This is a genomic window from Pseudarthrobacter raffinosi (genome assembly GCF_023913735.1).
Lineage (GTDB): Bacteria > Actinomycetota > Actinomycetes > Actinomycetales > Micrococcaceae > Arthrobacter > Arthrobacter raffinosi.
This window is the reverse complement of sequence record NZ_JAMXBH010000010.1, coordinates 60,734-77,276: the sequence shown is the minus strand read 5'-3', so window position 1 is coordinate 77,276 and position 16,543 is coordinate 60,734. Positions and strand designations below refer to the sequence as shown.

Genomic DNA, 16,543 nt, shown 5'->3' with positions numbered 1-16,543 from the left:
TGGCCAATGTACATCCAGTATGCGTAATGTATACATTTAACGCCAGCGTGACAGGCGTCACCCGTAAACATCTCGTGGAGGACAACACCCATGGCTAACGTCCCAGTTCCGGCTTCCGGCGCAGCGCCGCGTCCGGACAAGCCGATTCACCCCAAGGGCCTGTACAAGGCCTTCGCTGCCAGCCTCACCGGCACCGCCCTCGAGTGGTATGACTTCGCCGTCTACTCGGCGGCGGCCGCCGTCGTATTTCCCCTCGTGTTCTTCCCTTCATCCGATCCCCTGACGGGCACCATCCTGGCCTTCTCCACCTATGCCGTGGGCTACGTGTCCCGGCCTGTTGGTGGCATCATCTTCGGCCGCCTGGGTGACCGGATCGGACGCAAGAAGGTGCTGGTGACCACCCTGATGATCATCGGCGTGGCCACGGTGCTGATCGGTGTGCTTCCCGGTTACGACAGCATCGGCCTCAGCGCGCCGATCATCCTGGTGCTGCTGCGGTTCGCCCAGGGCGTGGGAGTCGGCGGCGAATGGGGCGGCGCCGTGCTGCTCTCCAGCGAATACGGCGACCCCCACCGGCGCGGCTTCTGGGCGTCTGCAGCCCAGGTGGGCCCGCCCGCCGGCAACCTTATGGCCAACGGCGCCCTGGCTGTCCTGACCCTCGCCCTGACCGAGGAACAGTTCATCGGTTTCGGCTGGCGCATCGCGTTCCTGGTCTCGGCCGTGCTGGTCGGCTTCGGCCTCTGGATCCGCCTGAAACTGGAAGACACCCCCATCTTCAAGGCCATCGAGGCCCACGGCGAACAGCCCAACGCCCCTGTCCGCGAGGTCTTCAGCACGGAACTCCGGCCCCTCATTGCCGCCACGCTGTGCCGGGTGGGCCCGGACGTGCTCTACGCCCTGTTCACCGTTTTCACCCTCACCTACGGCATCCAGACACTCGGCTACGAACGCAGCCAGGTGCTCACGGCAGTCCTGATCGGCTCCGCGTTCCAGCTCTTTATGATCCCGCTGGCCGGCGCTGTGTCCGACCGCTTCAACCGACGCATGGTCTACGGCACCGCGGCTGTGGTGGGCGCCGTGTGGACGTTCGTCTTCTTCGGCGTCCTGGGCGCCGACAACGAGCCGATGCTCATTGCCGGCATTGTGCTGGGCCTCATGGCGCACTCGTTTATGTACGGCCCGCAGGCTGCCTTCATCGTGGAGCAGTTCTCACCGAGGCTCCGGTCCACGGGCAGCTCCCTGGCCTACACCTTCGCCGGTGTGATCGGCGGCGCCATCGCCCCGCTGATGTTCACATTGCTGCTGGCGCAGTTCGGCACCTGGATTCCGGTGGCCATCTACGTGGCAGTCGCTGCAGGCGTCACCGCCGTGGGACTGGCACTCGGCCGCGATTCCAACACCGTGGAGGACGAGGACTACCGCCTGCTGCTGGAAGGATCCGCACTAGAGCGCCAGCAGTCGGCCACCGGCAAAGGCCACTGACGAAGCCAGCTGACCCAAATAACGAATCCAACTACCAGGGCGGCGCTTAGGTGCGGAGCAGGATATCCCGGGTGACAGCAAGGTGATGGTCAATGGCCTCCTGCGCCTTCACGGCGTCGCCGGACACCAGGGCATCGAGGATGTCCTGGTGTTCGGCGCACACCTGTCCGCGCCGGTCTCCGGTGCGGAACAGGGCAGCGACGCCCACCAGGATTTGCCGGACGTGGAGCTTGCTGTACGTTCGGGAGATGAGCTCATTGCCGGCGGCGTCGATCAGAAGCTGATGGAAGAGGGTGTCCAGCCGGATGAACTCCTGCGCAGCCTCCGCATTCAGCTGCTCGGGAAGCTGGGCCTGCAGGTCCAGGGTGTCCTGCATCGTTTTCGCAGGAACGCGGTTCTGTTCGATTACCAGGCGGGCGGCATGGCTTTCCAGCACACCCCGAAGTTCCATCAGTTCCGACATTTCGCGGCCCGTCACCGGCGGAACATAGGCTCCGCGCTGCGGAATCAGTTCCACCAGGCCGTCGGAGACGAGCAGCAGGAGCGCCTCCCGGACCGGAGTTCGCGAGACGCCGATCTCGGCGGCCAGCTCCTGCTCGTTCAGGAACTTCCCCTGCACCTCCGGGTCAACCAGGATGTTTTCGCGCAGGTACGCGTACGCCTTCTCGCGGCCGGACGCCGCCGTCCCCGAACTTTTTCGCATACATTATGTATACAACAAATTGGAGTAATTTCATGCGTTTAGCAGTGGCCCAAATCATCACCGGAGCCGATCTGTCCGCCAACCTGGAGCTCATCCGAGACTACGCCACGCGGGCCAAAGCCGCCGGAGCGGAGCTCGTGGTGTTCCCGGAAGCCGCCATGCGCGCCTTCGGCAACAGCCTGAAGGACATTGCCGAGCCGCTGGACGGGCCGTGGGCCGCCGCCGTCCGCAGCATTGCCCAAGAGCTGGACATCACGGTGGTGGCTGGTATGTTCACGCCGGGCGACGGCGGCCGCGTGCGGAACACCCTGCTGGTCACCGGCCCCGGCGTCGAGACCTCCTACGACAAAATCCACCTCTTTGATGCATTCGGATTCGCCGAGTCCGATACCGTGGACGCCGGAACAACCCCCGTGACCTTCGAAGTGGACGGCACCACGTTCGGCCTGGCCACCTGCTACGACGTGCGGTTCCCGGCACTGTTTACGGCCAATGCCAAAGCCGGCGCCCAGGTCAACATCGTCTGCGCCTCGTGGGGTGCCGGCGAGGGCAAGGCTGAACAGTGGGACCTCCTGGTCCGCGCCCGCGCGCTGGACAGCACCACCTTCGTGGTGGCCTGTGGACAGGGCGACCCGGCAAGCGTCGGCATCGCCTCCGCCGGCAAGGCTCCCACCGGCGTCGGCCACAGCGCCGTCATCTCTCCCCTGGGTGCTGCCCTGGTGGCCCTCGGCGGCGAACCGGAACTCGCCGTCGTCGACATTGACCCGGCCGTCATTGCCGAGGTCCGCGGCCAACTGCCCGTCCTGGTCAACGCCCGGACCTTCTGACCCGGGGGGGCCAGCCCCGCGGATTCTCCCCGCGGGGGCTGGCCGCCACGGCGGTGAGCCGCCGTTCACTTTCAGGAAACGTTGCCCTTTCAGCGTCCGACGGCGGCTTCTCACCACGTCCGCGGACCGGCGCCCGCCGTCGCTGGCATCGGAGTCTCAGAGCTTCCCGTCCCGGCGCCGTTCAACAGGTCCCGTTTACACGCCGGAAACATCACCGTCATGCGATCTTCACGTAAGCCGCCGGGCCGTAACATATCCGCAACTTAGCGAAGCGCAAACGGAAACACGCGGCGACAAATATTGATCGGGGGGATTGCGCGGGCCAGGTAGGAAAGTCCCCGTACTCAGGATCAATGGAAGGGACCCACCGGTGGAGATCACTGCGCAACACGTCTGGATGATGATCGCGGCGGCAATGGTGCTGCTTATGACACCTGGGCTCGGTCTCTTCTATGGCGGCATGACGCGCGCCAAGGCAGCGCTGAACATGATCATGATGAGCTTCATCTCCGCCGGCATCGTGGGAGTTGTGTGGGTCCTATGGGGATACTCGATGACCACCGGCGAGGGAATCCTGGGCATCTTTGGCAACCCCTTCGCCAACTTCGGGCTGCAGAACCTCATGGGCTCCCCTGACCTCATCAAAGCAGGCTTCAGCGCTACCTTCGCCATCATCACGGTGGCCCTCATCAGCGGGGCCATCGCCGACCGCGCCAAGTTCAGCGCCTGGGCAGTGTTCGTGCCGCTGTGGGTCACGCTGGTTTATTGCCCCTTGGCCTACATGATCTGGGGCGGCGGGCTTATGAGCACCGGCGGAGCCATCACCGAGGCGTTCGGCCAGGTCATCGACTTCGCCGGCGGTGCAGTGGTGGAAATCAGCTCCGGGACGGCCGCCCTGGTCCTGGCGTTGGTGGTTGGCCAGCGCCACGGCTTCGCCAAGGATCCCAGCCACCGCCCGCACAATGTCCCCTTCATCATGCTGGGTGCGGCCATCCTGTGGTTCGGCTGGTTCGGGTTCAATGGCGGTGCCGCCACCACCGCGGAGCAGGCCGGCCTGATCTGGATCAACACCCTGGTCACCCCGGCCGCGGCCATGCTCAGCTGGCTGCTGGCGGAGAAGATCCGCCACGGCCATCCCACGTCCCTGGGCGCAGCCTCCGGTGTTGTTGCCGGCCTGGTGGCCATCACACCGTCCTGCGCCAACATCAGCCCAGTGGCCGCCATCGGCCTGGGCCTGGTGGCCGGTGCGGCCTGCTGCGTGTTTGTTGACCTGAAGTACCGGTTCGGGCTGGACGACTCCCTGGACGTGGTTGGAGTCCACCTCGGCGCCGGGCTCATCGGCACACTCGCCCTGGGCTTCGTCGCACTCCCCGTGGACGGCCAGGGCGGCGGCCTCTTCTACGGCGGCGGTCTCCAGCAACTGACGGCACAGACCGTGGCGGTGGTGGTCACCGTAGTGCTCTCCGGCGGTGTGACCCTGGTGATCGGCCGGGCCATCAACAGGACCATCGGGTTCCGGGTGAGCCACGAGTCCGAGATGGCAGGGGTGGATCTCTCCGAGCATGCCGAGACCGCCTACGCCTTCGGCGGGCTGGGTAGCCACTTCAACCCGCTGGGCCGCGGCGTCACGGCACCTGCTGCCGCTCCCGCCAAGGAAGACACCTTCGCCTGAGGCCACAGGGTTCAAAAGCGCTCAGTCGGCCAGGATCCGGTAGAGCGCGCGGCGGGTTTCGTCGAGCTTTTCCACCGCAGCATTGCGCTGTTCTTCCGTAGCGGCCGTGCGGAACTGATGAATGACCCCCATCAGCTTGCCCACACTCTGGTGGAAGGCGGGTCCGGATCCTTCCGCATCGCTGTTCCACGCGTTCTCCAGTTCCTCCGCATGCTCGGCCACGTAGGCCTTGCCGGCGTCGGTGAGGGTGAAGTCGGTCCGCCGGCCCTCGCTGAGGGGCGCAATGAGGTCCTCGTCCACCAACTGCTGGAGTGTGGGGTAGATCGACCCGGGGCTGGGCCGCCATGCGCCGGATGTTTTCTCCGCGATGGTCTTGATCAGCCCATAACCGTTGGACGGGGCCTCGGCCAGCAGTGACAGGATGGCCCACCGGACGTCCCCCCTGCTTGCCCGCCGGGGACCGGGCCCAAAGCCGGGACCGAACCCTCCGCCAGGTCCAAAACCGGGACCAAATCCGCCCCTTGGGCCAAAGCCCGGGCCAAACCCTCCCCCGCGGTGCCCGTGCGGTCCGCGGCGGCCCCTGCCGCGCTCAAACCGTCCGCGCTCGAACTGTTCCCGCCCGAACGGCGGTTCCAAAAACTTGTCGTCGTGAATGCCTTTCATGGTGGCATCGTCCCTTCGCTGTCTTCTTGAATGCTCTGGCCTTTGTTGATGGTTATCGGTCAACTACTCACCGACACTTAACGATATATCGGTATGTATCGCGTGACAAGACCAGAACACGACTATAGGGACGGAAAATACCGGCTTGGCATCAGTTGGTCCAGGATGTGGATGCAACAGGTGCAGCGGCGTATCCTGTTCACACGTCGCGAGCTTGAGGGCTGAACAATGGCGCAGCAAAAGAAACGCAGGCACCGGTTGGCCTCCACCCTGGGGAGGGTCATCGGATTCTTTGCGGCGAGCGCCATGTGCGGCGTCCTGGCCGCAAGCCTGGTGGTCCCCGCTGTTGCGACTGTCGGTTACGGAGTCAGCACCTCCATCAGCTACTTTGAAAATCTCCCCACGGAACTGATCGTCGCGCCGCCGTCGCAATCCACCAAAGTCCTCACCTCCGACGGCCAGCCGATCGCCACGTTCTATGCCGAGAACCGGATCAAGATCCCCCTGGACCGGATATCCCCCTATGTCCGGGATGCCATCGTGGCCATCGAGGACAGCCGCTTTTATGAGCACCCCGGCATCGACACGCAAGGGATCCTCCGTGCCGCGATCTTCAACCTGACGAATGCGGGCAGGCAGGGCGCCTCCACTATTACCCAGCAGTACGTCACCAACGTGATCAACGAGTCCTTCGTGTCCCAGGACAAGACCGACGAGGTGATCCTCAGCGGCCAGAAGAGCATTGGGGACAAGCTCCGGGAGATGAAGCTGGCCATCGCGCTGGAGAAGAAGTTCAGCAAGGACCAGATCCTCGAGGGCTACCTGAACATCGTGTTCTTCAACCGCGAGGCATACGGAATCGAGGCGGCGGCACGGTATTTCTTCAGCACCACGGCCATGGATCTCACACTGCCGCAAGCCGCCCTGCTGGCCGGGCTGGTCAACAGCCCCAGTTACTACAACCCCGCGGTCAATCCGGAGCAGGCCACAAGCCGCCGGAACCAGGTTCTTGCCGAGATGCTGGCCACAGGCAAGATCACCCAGGCGGACCACGACGCCGCCGCGGCCACGCCCATCGAGCTCAAGCTCAGCCCGGGGAAGCAGGGCTGCGCCCACGCCCAGATGGCACCCTACTTCTGCGACTACATTTCGCGCCTGATCCTGAACAACCCGGCCTACGGCATTACCCTGATCGAGCGCGAGCGGAAGCTGTACAGGGGCGGGCTCACCATCGTCACTACGCTGGACAGCCGGCTCCAGGCGGCGGCCCAGGCGCAGGTGGACGCCACCGCCGGGGCGAATCCCGACCGCTGGGGCGCGTCGCTGGTGTCGATCCAGCCGGGCACCGGGAAAATCCTGGCCATGGCGCAGAACACGGTGTTCCTGCCGGCCGAGGGCAGGTTCGATACGCAACTGAACTTCAACGTGGACTCCCGCGATCCGCAAGGCAATGACCTCAACGGGGCGGGCGGTTTCCAGCCAGGCTCCACCATGAAGCCCTTCACATTCGCCGAGTGGCTGAACGAGGGCAAGCCGCTGACGGGCATGGTGGACGCCTCCCGCCGGGTGTATCCGCTCGGCTTCCCGTGGCGCTCCAGCTGCGGAAAGGTACTCGGCGCCTACAGCACGGCGCAGAACAACCCTGAGCTGGGCGCCGCCGATGACCTGCAGAACGCCGACGAGGGCTACTACCGCGCCATGCCCGTGAACTACGGGCTGTACAACTCAATCAACACGGCCACCTTCGCCTCGGCCACCCAGCTCGATTTCTGCGGCATCCAAAAGATGGTGGACACCGTGGGGCTGCACAGCGGACTCGATGGCGCCCAGATCAACATGCATCAGCTTGGCAATCTCCTCGGGGCAATCGGCGTGGCGCCGGTCCATCTGGCCAATGGTTTCGCCACCTTCGCCAACGACGGCCGGTACTGCTCCCCCATCGCCGTGCTTGAGGTGACGGATGTGTCGGGCGGGAAACTCCCGGGCCAGACCAGCGAGTGCCGCGACGCCGTCAAACCGGAGGTTGCCCGGGGCGTCAACGCAGTCCTCCAGGACGTATTGAAGGTCGGCTCCGGTGTGTGGATTAACCCCAAAATCCATACGCTGATGCCCATTGCCGCCAAGACCGGCACCTCGAACAACAACGGCTCCACCTGGGTGGTGGGCTACACCTCGGGGCTGGCCACAGCGTCCTTCTTCGGCGATGCATTGGAAGGCCAAAACCGCCCCGGCCAGAACGTCACCGTCAACGGCCAGTTCTACCCGCGCCTTGACGGCTACATGATCGCCGGGCCGCAGTGGGTCAACTACATGCTCCAGGCCGCCCCTCTCTACCCGGCGAACCCGTTCCCGGCGCCGCCGGCATCCATGGTGGCTCCGCCGAAGCCGACCCCTGCCCCGGCCGCGCCGAGGCCTGCTCCCGCCCCTGCGCCAGCCCCAGCACCCGCTCCAGCGCCGGCTCCCCCGCCAGCTCCCGCACCCGAGCCACCTCCTGCCCCTGAACCCGCACCCGCCCCGCCTGCTCCGCCAGCACCGCCAGCACCGCCCCAGCTTCCGGACCCTCCGCCTGCGAACGGCTTCCCGGGAGGCAGGCGCTGAGATCCGACGACGGCGGGAGGCGCCGCCGTCGTCCGTTGCCCCCCGTCCGCTCAGCTACTCTCGCCCGCTCAGCTATGTGGTGCCGCGCCAGAGCCGCTGCCACCAGGAGCGCTGCGGCTCCGGTTCAGGCAGGGCGTCCTGTGCGCGGGCGGCACGGCGTTCGTGCCAGCGCGCCACCTCGGCGTCGACGTCCCGCGTTTTGGTGATGACGGGCGGGCCGCCCTGGAGCTGGCGTCGGGTGTCGATCACCCGGGCGTTGAAGTCAGCGAGGATGTCCCGGACCTGCTTTTCGGTGAACTGGGCATCAAGGCGGCCGTCCAGTTCGGCGTCTTCGGTGCGGAGCAGGATGGCTTTGGGGCCCAGCCCGCTGATGTTCTCGCGCTGGATCAGGCCCTTCACCCACCAGTCAGGATCGTAGGGCTCCCCCAGCCCGGGGATGGGCTTGCCGGCGTATTTGAGGTTGTCGAATTTGCCCTGTGCCATGGCGTCCCGGATCAGATACTCCGCCCGCTGGGCATCGTCCACCTTCTTGCGCTTGCCCCGGCCCTTCGCCTCCGCAGCCTCGAGTTCGGCCTCTTCTTCAGCGCTGATCCCCGCACCGCGGTAGGAGCGCACTTCTGCGGCCCGTTCCAGCCGGCGCTTGAAATACCCCGCCCCGCCGCTCATAGAATGCCACCGCCTCCGTGCCTGAATCGGGTCTTTTTTCCAGTATTCAAGCGTCCGCATCTGATTTCAACGGTGCCAATGGCAGCCGCTTGGAAGCTCAGGGGAACCCTACGGACGGCAGCTCCGCGGTTGAGACCACAACGGCGCCGCTCGCCGTCGAATCCGGGTTCAGCATCCAGCCCATCCGCTTGGCGCTGCTCAGGATCACGACGCTCTCCACGAGCTCGATCTGCGGGATGCGTTGCTGGAGGGCCAATTCGGCGTTCATCACATCGGCCAGCGAATTCAGCCACATGAGGATCACAAAATTTGTGCCTCCGGTGGTGGACGCGCTGAACCGGACAGTGCGGAGGCTGCGGAGTTCAGCGGCCGCGGCCTCGTGCTGGCCCGGCGGCACGTTGGCGAACCACTGGCAGCTCACCGGGTAGCCGGAGAGATTCTGGGCAATTTCACAACGGAAGGACAGCAGCCCGCTGGATACCACCCTGTTGAGCTGCCGCTGGACCGTCGCCGGGCTCCGGCCCAGGCTGCGCGCGATGTCCGCTGCGCTCGCTCGCGCGTCCCGCGCCAGGAACGGGATCAGATCCAGGTGGCTGGGCGGCAGTGGCGCCCCGGGTCTCGAGGCTGCCGAACCGGTGACTTCAGGACTGGCAACGGCCGAAAGCGCATTCTGCTTCGCCTTGTCCAAGGTATTGAGCCGCCACGCATGGCCAGCGGAGTGCAGACGGGTACCCAGCGAGGTCCGGTACTTCACCAACCCGCGGATCTCCTTGAACCGCGGAAGGACATGATCCGTGAACCGGGCCAAGGTGGGCGCTATGACCGTCAGCATGAGGTCCCTGTTGCTTGCCGCCTCTTCCACTGTGACCACCTCAGGGATGGCGGCGAGCGCCGCGGTCACCTCCGCGCGCAACCGCATTTCGCAATCCACGCTCACCAGTGCCAGGCACATCTTTTTGGGATCGCCGATCAGGTGGGCCGTCGTCCAGGCCGCCCCCGACAATCTCAGCCTGTCCCAGCGCGCAGCCAGCGTTGTGGCGTGCACTCCCAGCACATTGGCTGCATCCGACCAGCTGATCCGCGGCGCGACCTGCAGCACGTTGATCAGGGCAAGGTCTTCCTCGCTGAGTACCACTTCGCACGCTTCTATCTCTGGTGAATGAATCCTGCCGTATCCATTATACTTTTGATTTTTTTCAGCTATTTCCCAGCCTGTGAACCACATCACCACACAATGGGATCAGGTCGCTGACCAAACGTTCAGAAATTAGGAGAGTAGATGTCAATCACCACCGATGCGAAGGATCTGCAGGCCGACCTTGGCCGGCTGCGTCACGAGCTGCATCAGGAACCGGAGATCGGCCTGGGCCTCCCCCGGACCCAGGAAAAAGTCCTCAAGGCGCTCGACGGCCTGCCGTTCGAAATCACCCTGGGCAAGAGCACGACGTCGGTCACGGCCGTCTTGCGCGGCACCGCGCCGCACGCATCGGCAACGAAACCAGCGGTCCTCCTGCGGGCCGACATGGACGGCCTCCCCGTCCAGGAACGCACCGGCGTCCAGTTCGCGTCCAAGATCGACGGCGCCATGCACGCGTGCGGCCACGACCTCCACACCGCCATGCTCGCCGGAGCAGCCACGCTTCTGGCCGAGCGCCGGGACCAGCTGGCCGGCGACGTCGTGCTGATGTTCCAGCCGGGCGAGGAAGGCTTTGACGGGGCGGGCCACATGATCCGCGAAGGCGTGCTGGACGCGGCCGGGCGCCGGGTTGACGCCGCCTATGGGATGCACGTGTTTTCCGCCTTGGAGCCGCATGGCCGGTTCTGCACCAAACCGGGCGTGATGCTGAGCGCCTCGGACGCCCTCACCGTCACGGTTCTGGGCGCCGGCGGCCACGGCTCGGCCCCGCACGCGGCCAAGGACCCCGTCACGGCGGCCGCAGAAATGGTGACAGCCCTGCAGGTCATGATCACCCGCCAGTTCAACATGTTCGATCCCGTGGTCCTGACGGTGGGCGTCCTCCAGGCAGGCACGAAGCGCAACATCATTCCGGAATCGGCGCGCATCGAAGCCACCATCCGAACCTTCTCGGATGCCTCCCGGGAGCGGATGATGACCGCCGCTCCCACGCTGCTGAAGGGCATCGCCGCTGCCCACGGCCTTGAGGTGGACGTCGACTACCGTCACGAGTACCCCCTCACCGTCAACGACGACGACGAAACGCGCACCGCGGAGAAGACCATCGAAAACCTCTTTGGACACTCGCGCCTCACCCGCTGGGCCACCCCGCTCAGTGGATCCGAGGATTTTTCGAGGGTGCTGGCGGAAGTACCCGGGACGTTTATCGGGCTCAGCGCCGTCGCCCCCGGCGCCGACCACACCACCACCGCTTTCAACCACTCCCCATACGCCGCCTTTGACGACGGCGTCCTGTCCGACGGAACTGCTCTTTACACCGAGTTGGCCGTCTCCCGCATCGCAGCCTTGGCTTCGGCCCACTAAAACCCTCAAATCCTGGAGTACACAATGACCACAACTGCAGGCGTCCCAGCAGACGTCCAGGTTCACAAGTCCCACCTGCGCACCCTCGTCGGCACCGGCATCGGCAACGCCGTCGAGTGGTATGACTGGGCCATCTACGCAACCTTCGCGCCTTTTATCGCGAGCGCCCTGTTCAGCAAGGAGGATCCGACGTCGGCCTTCCTCGCCACGCTGGCGATCTTCGCCGTCGGCTTTGTCGCCCGCCCATTCGGCGGCTTCGTGTTCGGCTGGATCGGTGACCGGATCGGCCGCAAGACGTCCATGACGTTCGCCGTCGGGCTCGCTGCTCTGGGCAGCCTGCTGATCGGTATCGCACCGACCTTCGAAGCCGTCGGGGCCTTTGCCTCAGTCATGCTGCTGGTGGCCCGCCTGATCCAAGGCCTTGCCCACGGCGGCGAGCTGCCGTCGTCGCAGACATACCTCTCCGAAATGGCACCAAGGGAAAAGCGCGGCTTCTGGGCAACGCTCATCTACACCTCCGGCACCGTCGGTATCCTGGCCGGAACCATCCTTGGCGCCACCTTGTCCAACGTCCTGAGCAAGGCTGACATGGGCGCCTGGGGCTGGCGGATCCCGTTCATCATCGGCGGCATCATGGGCCTGTACGCCCTGATCATGAGGGCGCGACTGAAGGAAACCGCGGTCTTCGAGGCAGAACCGCCCAAGGAAAAGCACGAGCCGATGTGGCCGCAGATCTACCGGCACCGCAAGCAGGCCCTGCAGGTTATCGGACTGACCGTCGGCCTGACCGTGGCTTACTACATCTGGGGTATCGTGACGCCCAGCTACGCCGCGTCTGTGCTGAAGATGGACCGCGGAGAGACCCTTTGGGCCAGCGTTATAGCCAATGTACTGTTCATCGCCGCACTTCCGTTCTGGGGCAAGCTGTCGGACCGCATTGGACGCAAGCCCGTCATGATCATGAGCGCCGCCGGCGCCGCGCTGTTCCATTTCCCCATGACCTGGCTGCTGAAGGACTCCCCGTGGCAGCTCACGGTCACCATGTCCGTCATGCTGTTCTTCATCGCAGGAGCGGCCGCGATCGTACCGGCCGTGTACGCCGAGCTGTTCCCCACCAAAATCCGCACCGTTGGTGTGGGCGTCCCCTATTCCATCGCGGTTGCAGCCTTCGGTGGAACGGCACCGTACCTGCAGGCCTGGCTCGGCTCGATTGGGCAAGCCAACCTCTTCAACGTCTATGCGGTACTTCTGCTGGCCGTCAGCATCGCGGTTGTGTTCACCATCCCGGAAACGAAGGGCAAGGACCTGACGCACTGATCTGTTCCAGCCCGGCAAAGCTCCATGGTTGCCACTGTCAGGGCGGCCACAACGACACAAGAGACGCCGACGGCGGGAGGTCCCGCCGTCGGCGTCTTTTGTGTGGGGCGCGTGCCCCGGCGAGGAGACTCAGCCCAGGTGGATGGGCTGGTCCTCGTCGCTGCCGCTGAACGTTTCCCTGGTGATGGTGATCAGCAGGAGTGCGAGCGGCGCGATCAGGATGGCCACGCCGGCGGCCCAGAGGAAGACCGACGAGTAGCCGGCGGAAAGCGCAACCATCTGGCTGCCACCGGCAGCGCCGGCGGCCGCGGTTGCTGCGGCGGCGATGGTGCTGAAGAGGGCGATGCCGAGTGAGCCGCCGATCTGCTGCGAGGCGTTGACCAACGCACTGGCCACGCCGGCGTCATCCTTGTCCACACTGAACAGGGCCAGATTCTGCATGGGCACAAACACCATGCCCAGGCCGATGCCCATCAGGATGAGCGCCGGCAGCATGTTGACCGCATAGGTCCCCTCGGCAGTGACCTGGGTCAGCCAGAGCATGGCCGCCGCCATAAAGGCAGGCCCGACGGCGGTGGGGATTTTCGCACCCAGCTTAGGCAGGTTTTTGGCCACCAGGGCCGCGGTGACGATGAGGACCACCGTCATGGGCAGGGATGCGATCCCGGCGATGAACGGCGCGAAGCCCAGCACGATCTGGATGTAGAAGTTGATGAACAGGATGCCGCCGATGAGAACCGCACCGGAGAGGAACGCCGCCAGGAAGGCCGCCGCCCGGTTGCGTTCCGTCGCCACACGCAGGGGAAGGAGCGGGTGCTTGACCTTCTTTTCGACGGCGACAAACAGCACCAGCAGCACCACACCGGCAAAGATGAAGCCCCGTGCCTCCGGCGCGCCCCAGCCATGCTCGGCATTGGTGAAGCCGTACACCAGAGATCCCAGGCCAAGGGCTGCCAGGACGACACCGGGCCAGTCGTACTTGGCAGGGCCTGCCGCTTTGCTCTCGCGGACCATGTATATCACGCCGACCAGGGCAATGATGGCGATGGGCACGTTCACAAAGAACGTCCAGCGCCATGACATGTAGTCCGTGAGGAACCCGCCCAACAGGACGCCCACCGCCGCACCAACGCCGCTGATGGATCCGAAGATGGCGAAGGCCGTACCGCGGTCCTTGCCGCCGGGGAAGGAAACAGTCAGCAGCGCCAGTGCCGCCGGAGCCAACAGGGCAGCGAAGAGACCCTGCAGCGCACGTGCGCCGATCAGTTCCCAGGCTTCCTGCGCGATGCCGCCGGCCAGCGACGCAATGGCAAAGCCTGCGGCCGCGACGATGAAGGTCCGCTTGCGCCCCCAGAAGTCCGCGACACGTCCGCCGAGCAGCAGGAAGGCGCCGAACACGAGGGCGTAGGCCGTGACCACCCACGACCGCGTGGTGTCGCTGACGCCCATTTCGATCTGCAGGCGCGGCAGCGCCAGGTTCACGATGGTGCCGTCAAGCACCACCATGAACTGTGCCAGGGCCAGGAAGACCAGAGCCCCCCACTGGCCTCTTGGCCTGCCCTCCTGTTTTGCGTCTGGTTCCGCCGTCTGTGTTGCCGCGCCCATTTTTCACCCTTCAAAGTCCTAATACTTATATAAGTATAAGTACTTTCAGGGCGCAGAAAAGACCCGCTTGAGGTGATGTCCGCTACTCGGGCTCGGCGAGGAAGCCGGCAAGACGCTCCAGTGCCGGCAGGCTTGCGGCAAGCTGCTCCCGCTCCGCCGGCAGCAGCCGCGACCCGGCGGATTCCAGCGCCTCTGCCCACGCCGACTCCAGGACGGCCCTGATGCGCTGCGCCTCGGGCGTGGGATGAAGCACCACATACCTCTTGTCGGCCACGTCCCGCGTGCGCGTCACCAGGCCCAGGGCAACGAGCTCCCGCAGTTGCGCGCTCACATTGCTGAGCTGCCTGCCGAGACGGGCGGCCACTTCGGCCACCGTAATGCCGGGGTGGCGTTCGATGACCCGGATGATGTCCAGCAGTCCGCTGGAGAGAGGGAGGACGCCGGTGCCGTCGTGGGATTTTCGGTGCACTTCGAACGAGATGTCGAGGATGGCCACCGCCAGATCCCGGGTCTTGTCGGCATCCGGTTGCTGTTCAGTGCTGCTGAGGCTTGCCATCCTCCAAGCATAGGGGCGATGCGGGACTGCCCTTCAGGGCTACTCCGCGGGCAGGAAGCAGCCATGTCCGGGGCTTAACAAATAACAATGCGCGCTCCCACAAGGTAAGTCTGGTGGGAGCGCGCACTACCCACTACCCTAAGGACTCCCATGGACTCTCACGCTGCCAGCGAGGACGCCAGGCCCCTCACCCTTTTCTGCGCCTTTGCGCTCAAGCAGGCAGTCCAGGACGTCATCCTTCCGGCATACATTCAGGCCGGCGGGACGCCTGTAGAGGCGGTCTTCGAGCCCACCTTCCGCTTGCTGACGCGGATCGAATCCGGGGCCCGGCCCGACGTCATGGCAGGCATCACCGGATCACTCGCGGACCTCGTCAAAGCCAACATCCTGACGGACCCCAGGCCTGTCGCCCGGACCGGTATCGGTGTGGCAGTTCCGCCGGACGCGCAGATTCCAGACATCAGCACCGTGGAGGCCTTCATCGCCGCCGTGACATCGGCCCGCTCCGTGGCCTATTCCCGGAGCGGCCCCAGCGGCATCTATTTCGCCGGCTTGCTGGAACGGCTGGGGATTGCGGAGCAGGTCAAGGCCCGGGCCACCGTCATTGATGCTGGGCCCACGGCCGTGGCGCTGCTGGACGGCCGGGCCGACATTGCGATCCATCAACTGAGCGAACTGGTCCTCGTTCCGGAGGCGGCAATCGTTGGCCCCCTGCCCGCGGCGGTCCAGGAGTACACGGATTTCTCCACGGCGCTGGGCAGCGAAGCGTTCCGCGTGGCAGGCGCCACGGCGCTCCGCGACTTCCTGCACAGCCCCGGGGCCCTCGCGGCCTATTCGACCAACGTGCTGGAACCCGCCTAGAGCATCAGTACCCCGACGCAAAGGGGAGAGTCTGCCGGCGGGACGTCCCGCCGTCATGCTCTTTCCTCTTGCGTGAAAACCGTCAGCGTTACTCAGGCGCGGGCGTGCTCCGCGAGCAGGGCGTCGATCTGGCCAGCAGCCTCCCGCATGCCCTCTTCCATGCCCATCTGGACCATCTGTTCCATCTGCTCTTCGGACTCGAAGGTGGACAGGACGGTCATCCGGGTGCGGCCGCCGAGGTCTTCGAGGTCAACGGCGGCATGGGTGACTCCCATGGCCTTGTTAGGGGCGCCGTCGTCATCGGCGAAGCCGTCGTCGAACTCGAGCTTGCGCGGCGCCTCGATGGCGGTGAAGCGCCACCAGCCGCCGGCCTTCTCCCCCTCGGGGCCGGTCATGTAATAGCCGGCCTTCCCGCCGGGCTGGAAGTCGAACGCCTCAAACGTCGCCGGCCAGGTGGGCGGACCCCACCAGCGCTCCAACTGGCGCGGGTCTTCCCAGATCTGCCAGACCTGCTCGACGCCGGCGTCGAACTCGGCCACGAGGGTGAAGCTGAGCGCTTCGAGATTCTTGGTGGAACTGATAACAGGCATTACAAAACCTTCCTATCCTTCAGCCAGAATGTCCGCGATTCGCCCGGCACGCTGCCGCCAGATCGCCTCATACTCGTCGAGCAGCCGGCGGGCCTTCTGCAGTCCTTCGTGGTTACCCCGCACAATCTGCTCCCTTCCGCGCTTCTCCTTTGTTACCAGGGAAGCCCGCTCCAGCACCGCCACATGCTTCTGGACGGCGGCGAAACTCATGTCGTAGAGGGCGGCGAGGCCGGAGACGGAATACTCCCCCACCGTCACCCGCCGGACAATGTCCCGCCGCGTGGCGTCCGCGAGCGCCTGGAACAGGCGGTCCACGTCCGCGTCTCTGAGCTGATCTACAACCATTTGGTTGTACGATACTCCCGGGGCGGCAGGGTGTCAAGGCTTGAATGCGTTCCGCGAGGTGGCATTTAACGGCAGTTCCGCCGGTCACTATTGCCGCGAAATGCCATCTCGAAGGGACCCTGACGGAGACCTCCGATGCCTCCGGGTTTGACGCGGGT

15 protein-coding genes are annotated in these 16,543 nt (G+C 65.3%); 7 read left to right on the top strand and 8 right to left on the bottom strand.

The annotated features are described in order from the left end of the window. Window positions 1–90 precede the first annotated feature (90 nt). Window positions 91–1,482: an MFS transporter gene (locus NG698_RS10875; RefSeq protein ID WP_252600254.1), complete on the top strand. Its 1,392-nt coding sequence runs from the start codon at window positions 91–93 to the stop codon at window positions 1,480–1,482. 46 nt (window positions 1,483–1,528) lie between these two features. Here NG698_RS10875 and NG698_RS10870 read toward each other — a convergent pair whose 3' ends face one another. Beyond that, on the bottom strand, window positions 1,529–2,185 hold the full coding sequence (locus tag NG698_RS10870) for a GntR family transcriptional regulator (RefSeq protein WP_252609709.1): 657 nt from the start codon (window positions 2,183–2,185) through the stop codon (window positions 1,529–1,531). Window positions 2,186–2,217: 32 nt separating this feature from the next. Here NG698_RS10870 and NG698_RS10865 point away from each other — a divergent pair, with 32 nt between their 5' ends. Both NG698_RS10865 and NG698_RS10860 read left to right on the top strand, forming a co-directional pair. Continuing rightward, window positions 2,218–3,012: a carbon-nitrogen hydrolase family protein gene (locus NG698_RS10865; RefSeq protein WP_252609707.1), complete on the top strand. Its 795-nt coding sequence runs from the start codon at window positions 2,218–2,220 to the stop codon at window positions 3,010–3,012. 370 nt (window positions 3,013–3,382) lie between these two features. Next, the gene (locus NG698_RS10860) at window positions 3,383–4,684 is read left to right on the top strand and encodes an ammonium transporter (protein ID WP_252600251.1); all 1,302 of its coding nucleotides are present in this window, start codon (window positions 3,383–3,385) and stop codon (window positions 4,682–4,684) included. Between the two features lie 21 nt (window positions 4,685–4,705). On the opposite strand, the gene NG698_RS10855 is transcribed toward NG698_RS10860, so the two are convergent. Continuing rightward, window positions 4,706–5,347, bottom strand: coding sequence for a PadR family transcriptional regulator (locus tag NG698_RS10855; protein WP_252600250.1), 642 nt, complete (start codon window positions 5,345–5,347; stop codon window positions 4,706–4,708). 228 nt (window positions 5,348–5,575) lie between these two features. Here NG698_RS10855 and NG698_RS10850 point away from each other — a divergent pair, with 228 nt between their 5' ends. Continuing rightward, complete coding sequence (locus NG698_RS10850; protein ID WP_252609705.1) at window positions 5,576–7,945, top strand: transglycosylase domain-containing protein; 2,370 nt, start codon at window positions 5,576–5,578, stop codon at window positions 7,943–7,945. Between the two features lie 72 nt (window positions 7,946–8,017). Here the strand turns inward: NG698_RS10850 and NG698_RS10845 are convergent, their stop codons facing one another. Further along, window positions 8,018–8,611 (bottom strand): DnaJ family domain-containing protein, encoded by a 594-nt coding sequence (locus NG698_RS10845; RefSeq protein WP_252609703.1) that lies wholly within the window; start codon window positions 8,609–8,611, stop codon window positions 8,018–8,020. 97 nt (window positions 8,612–8,708) lie between these two features. Further along, entirely contained in the window at window positions 8,709–9,746 is a 1,038-nt protein-coding gene (locus NG698_RS10840; protein ID WP_252600247.1) for an Lrp/AsnC family transcriptional regulator, read from the bottom strand. 144 nt (window positions 9,747–9,890) lie between these two features. Here NG698_RS10840 and NG698_RS10835 point away from each other — a divergent pair, with 144 nt between their 5' ends. Together NG698_RS10835 and NG698_RS10830 are read left to right on the top strand one after the other, a co-directional pair. Beyond that, complete coding sequence (locus tag NG698_RS10835) at window positions 9,891–11,111, top strand: M20 metallopeptidase family protein (protein ID WP_252609701.1); 1,221 nt, start codon at window positions 9,891–9,893, stop codon at window positions 11,109–11,111. A 24-nt stretch (window positions 11,112–11,135) separates the two neighbouring features. After that, complete coding sequence (locus tag NG698_RS10830; RefSeq protein WP_252609700.1) at window positions 11,136–12,428, top strand: MFS transporter; 1,293 nt, start codon at window positions 11,136–11,138, stop codon at window positions 12,426–12,428. A gap of 129 nt (window positions 12,429–12,557) precedes the next feature. Here NG698_RS10830 and NG698_RS10825 read toward each other — a convergent pair whose 3' ends face one another. Next, window positions 12,558–14,033, bottom strand: coding sequence for an MFS transporter (locus tag NG698_RS10825; protein ID WP_252609698.1), 1,476 nt, complete (start codon window positions 14,031–14,033; stop codon window positions 12,558–12,560). 82 nt (window positions 14,034–14,115) lie between these two features. Next, entirely contained in the window at window positions 14,116–14,589 is a 474-nt protein-coding gene (locus NG698_RS10820; protein ID WP_252600244.1) for a MarR family winged helix-turn-helix transcriptional regulator, read from the bottom strand. Between the two features lie 150 nt (window positions 14,590–14,739). On the opposite strand from NG698_RS10820, the gene NG698_RS10815 reads away from it, so the two are divergent. Continuing rightward, complete coding sequence (locus tag NG698_RS10815) at window positions 14,740–15,450, top strand: molybdate ABC transporter substrate-binding protein (protein WP_252609696.1); 711 nt, start codon at window positions 14,740–14,742, stop codon at window positions 15,448–15,450. A 92-nt stretch (window positions 15,451–15,542) separates the two neighbouring features. On the opposite strand, the gene NG698_RS10810 is transcribed toward NG698_RS10815, so the two are convergent. Further along, window positions 15,543–16,040, bottom strand: coding sequence for an SRPBCC family protein (locus NG698_RS10810; RefSeq protein WP_252609694.1), 498 nt, complete (start codon window positions 16,038–16,040; stop codon window positions 15,543–15,545). Between the two features lie 12 nt (window positions 16,041–16,052). After that, entirely contained in the window at window positions 16,053–16,385 is a 333-nt protein-coding gene (locus NG698_RS10805; RefSeq protein WP_252609692.1) for an ArsR/SmtB family transcription factor, read from the bottom strand. Window positions 16,386–16,543: the final 158 nt, after the last annotated feature.

Coding starts and splice junctions, on each gene's coding strand:
- NG698_RS10820 (WP_252600244.1), bottom strand. CDS start 14,589: ATGGCAAGCCTCAGCAGCACTGAACAGCAACCGGATGCCGACAAGACC.
- NG698_RS10835 (WP_252609701.1), top strand. CDS start 9,891: ATGTCAATCACCACCGATGCGAAGGATCTGCAGGCCGACCTTGGCCGG.
- NG698_RS10875 (WP_252600254.1), top strand. CDS start 91: ATGGCTAACGTCCCAGTTCCGGCTTCCGGCGCAGCGCCGCGTCCGGAC.
- NG698_RS10830 (WP_252609700.1), top strand. CDS start 11,136: ATGACCACAACTGCAGGCGTCCCAGCAGACGTCCAGGTTCACAAGTCC.
- NG698_RS10815 (WP_252609696.1), top strand. CDS start 14,740: ATGGACTCTCACGCTGCCAGCGAGGACGCCAGGCCCCTCACCCTTTTC.
- NG698_RS10850 (WP_252609705.1), top strand. CDS start 5,576: ATGGCGCAGCAAAAGAAACGCAGGCACCGGTTGGCCTCCACCCTGGGG.
- NG698_RS10865 (WP_252609707.1), top strand. CDS start 2,218: ATGCGTTTAGCAGTGGCCCAAATCATCACCGGAGCCGATCTGTCCGCC.
- NG698_RS10825 (WP_252609698.1), bottom strand. CDS start 14,033: ATGGGCGCGGCAACACAGACGGCGGAACCAGACGCAAAACAGGAGGGC.
- NG698_RS10810 (WP_252609694.1), bottom strand. CDS start 16,040: ATGCCTGTTATCAGTTCCACCAAGAATCTCGAAGCGCTCAGCTTCACC.
- NG698_RS10845 (WP_252609703.1), bottom strand. CDS start 8,611: ATGAGCGGCGGGGCGGGGTATTTCAAGCGCCGGCTGGAACGGGCCGCA.
- NG698_RS10805 (WP_252609692.1), bottom strand. CDS start 16,385: ATGGTTGTAGATCAGCTCAGAGACGCGGACGTGGACCGCCTGTTCCAG.
- NG698_RS10855 (WP_252600250.1), bottom strand. CDS start 5,347: ATGAAAGGCATTCACGACGACAAGTTTTTGGAACCGCCGTTCGGGCGG.
- NG698_RS10870 (WP_252609709.1), bottom strand. CDS start 2,185: ATGCGAAAAAGTTCGGGGACGGCGGCGTCCGGCCGCGAGAAGGCGTAC.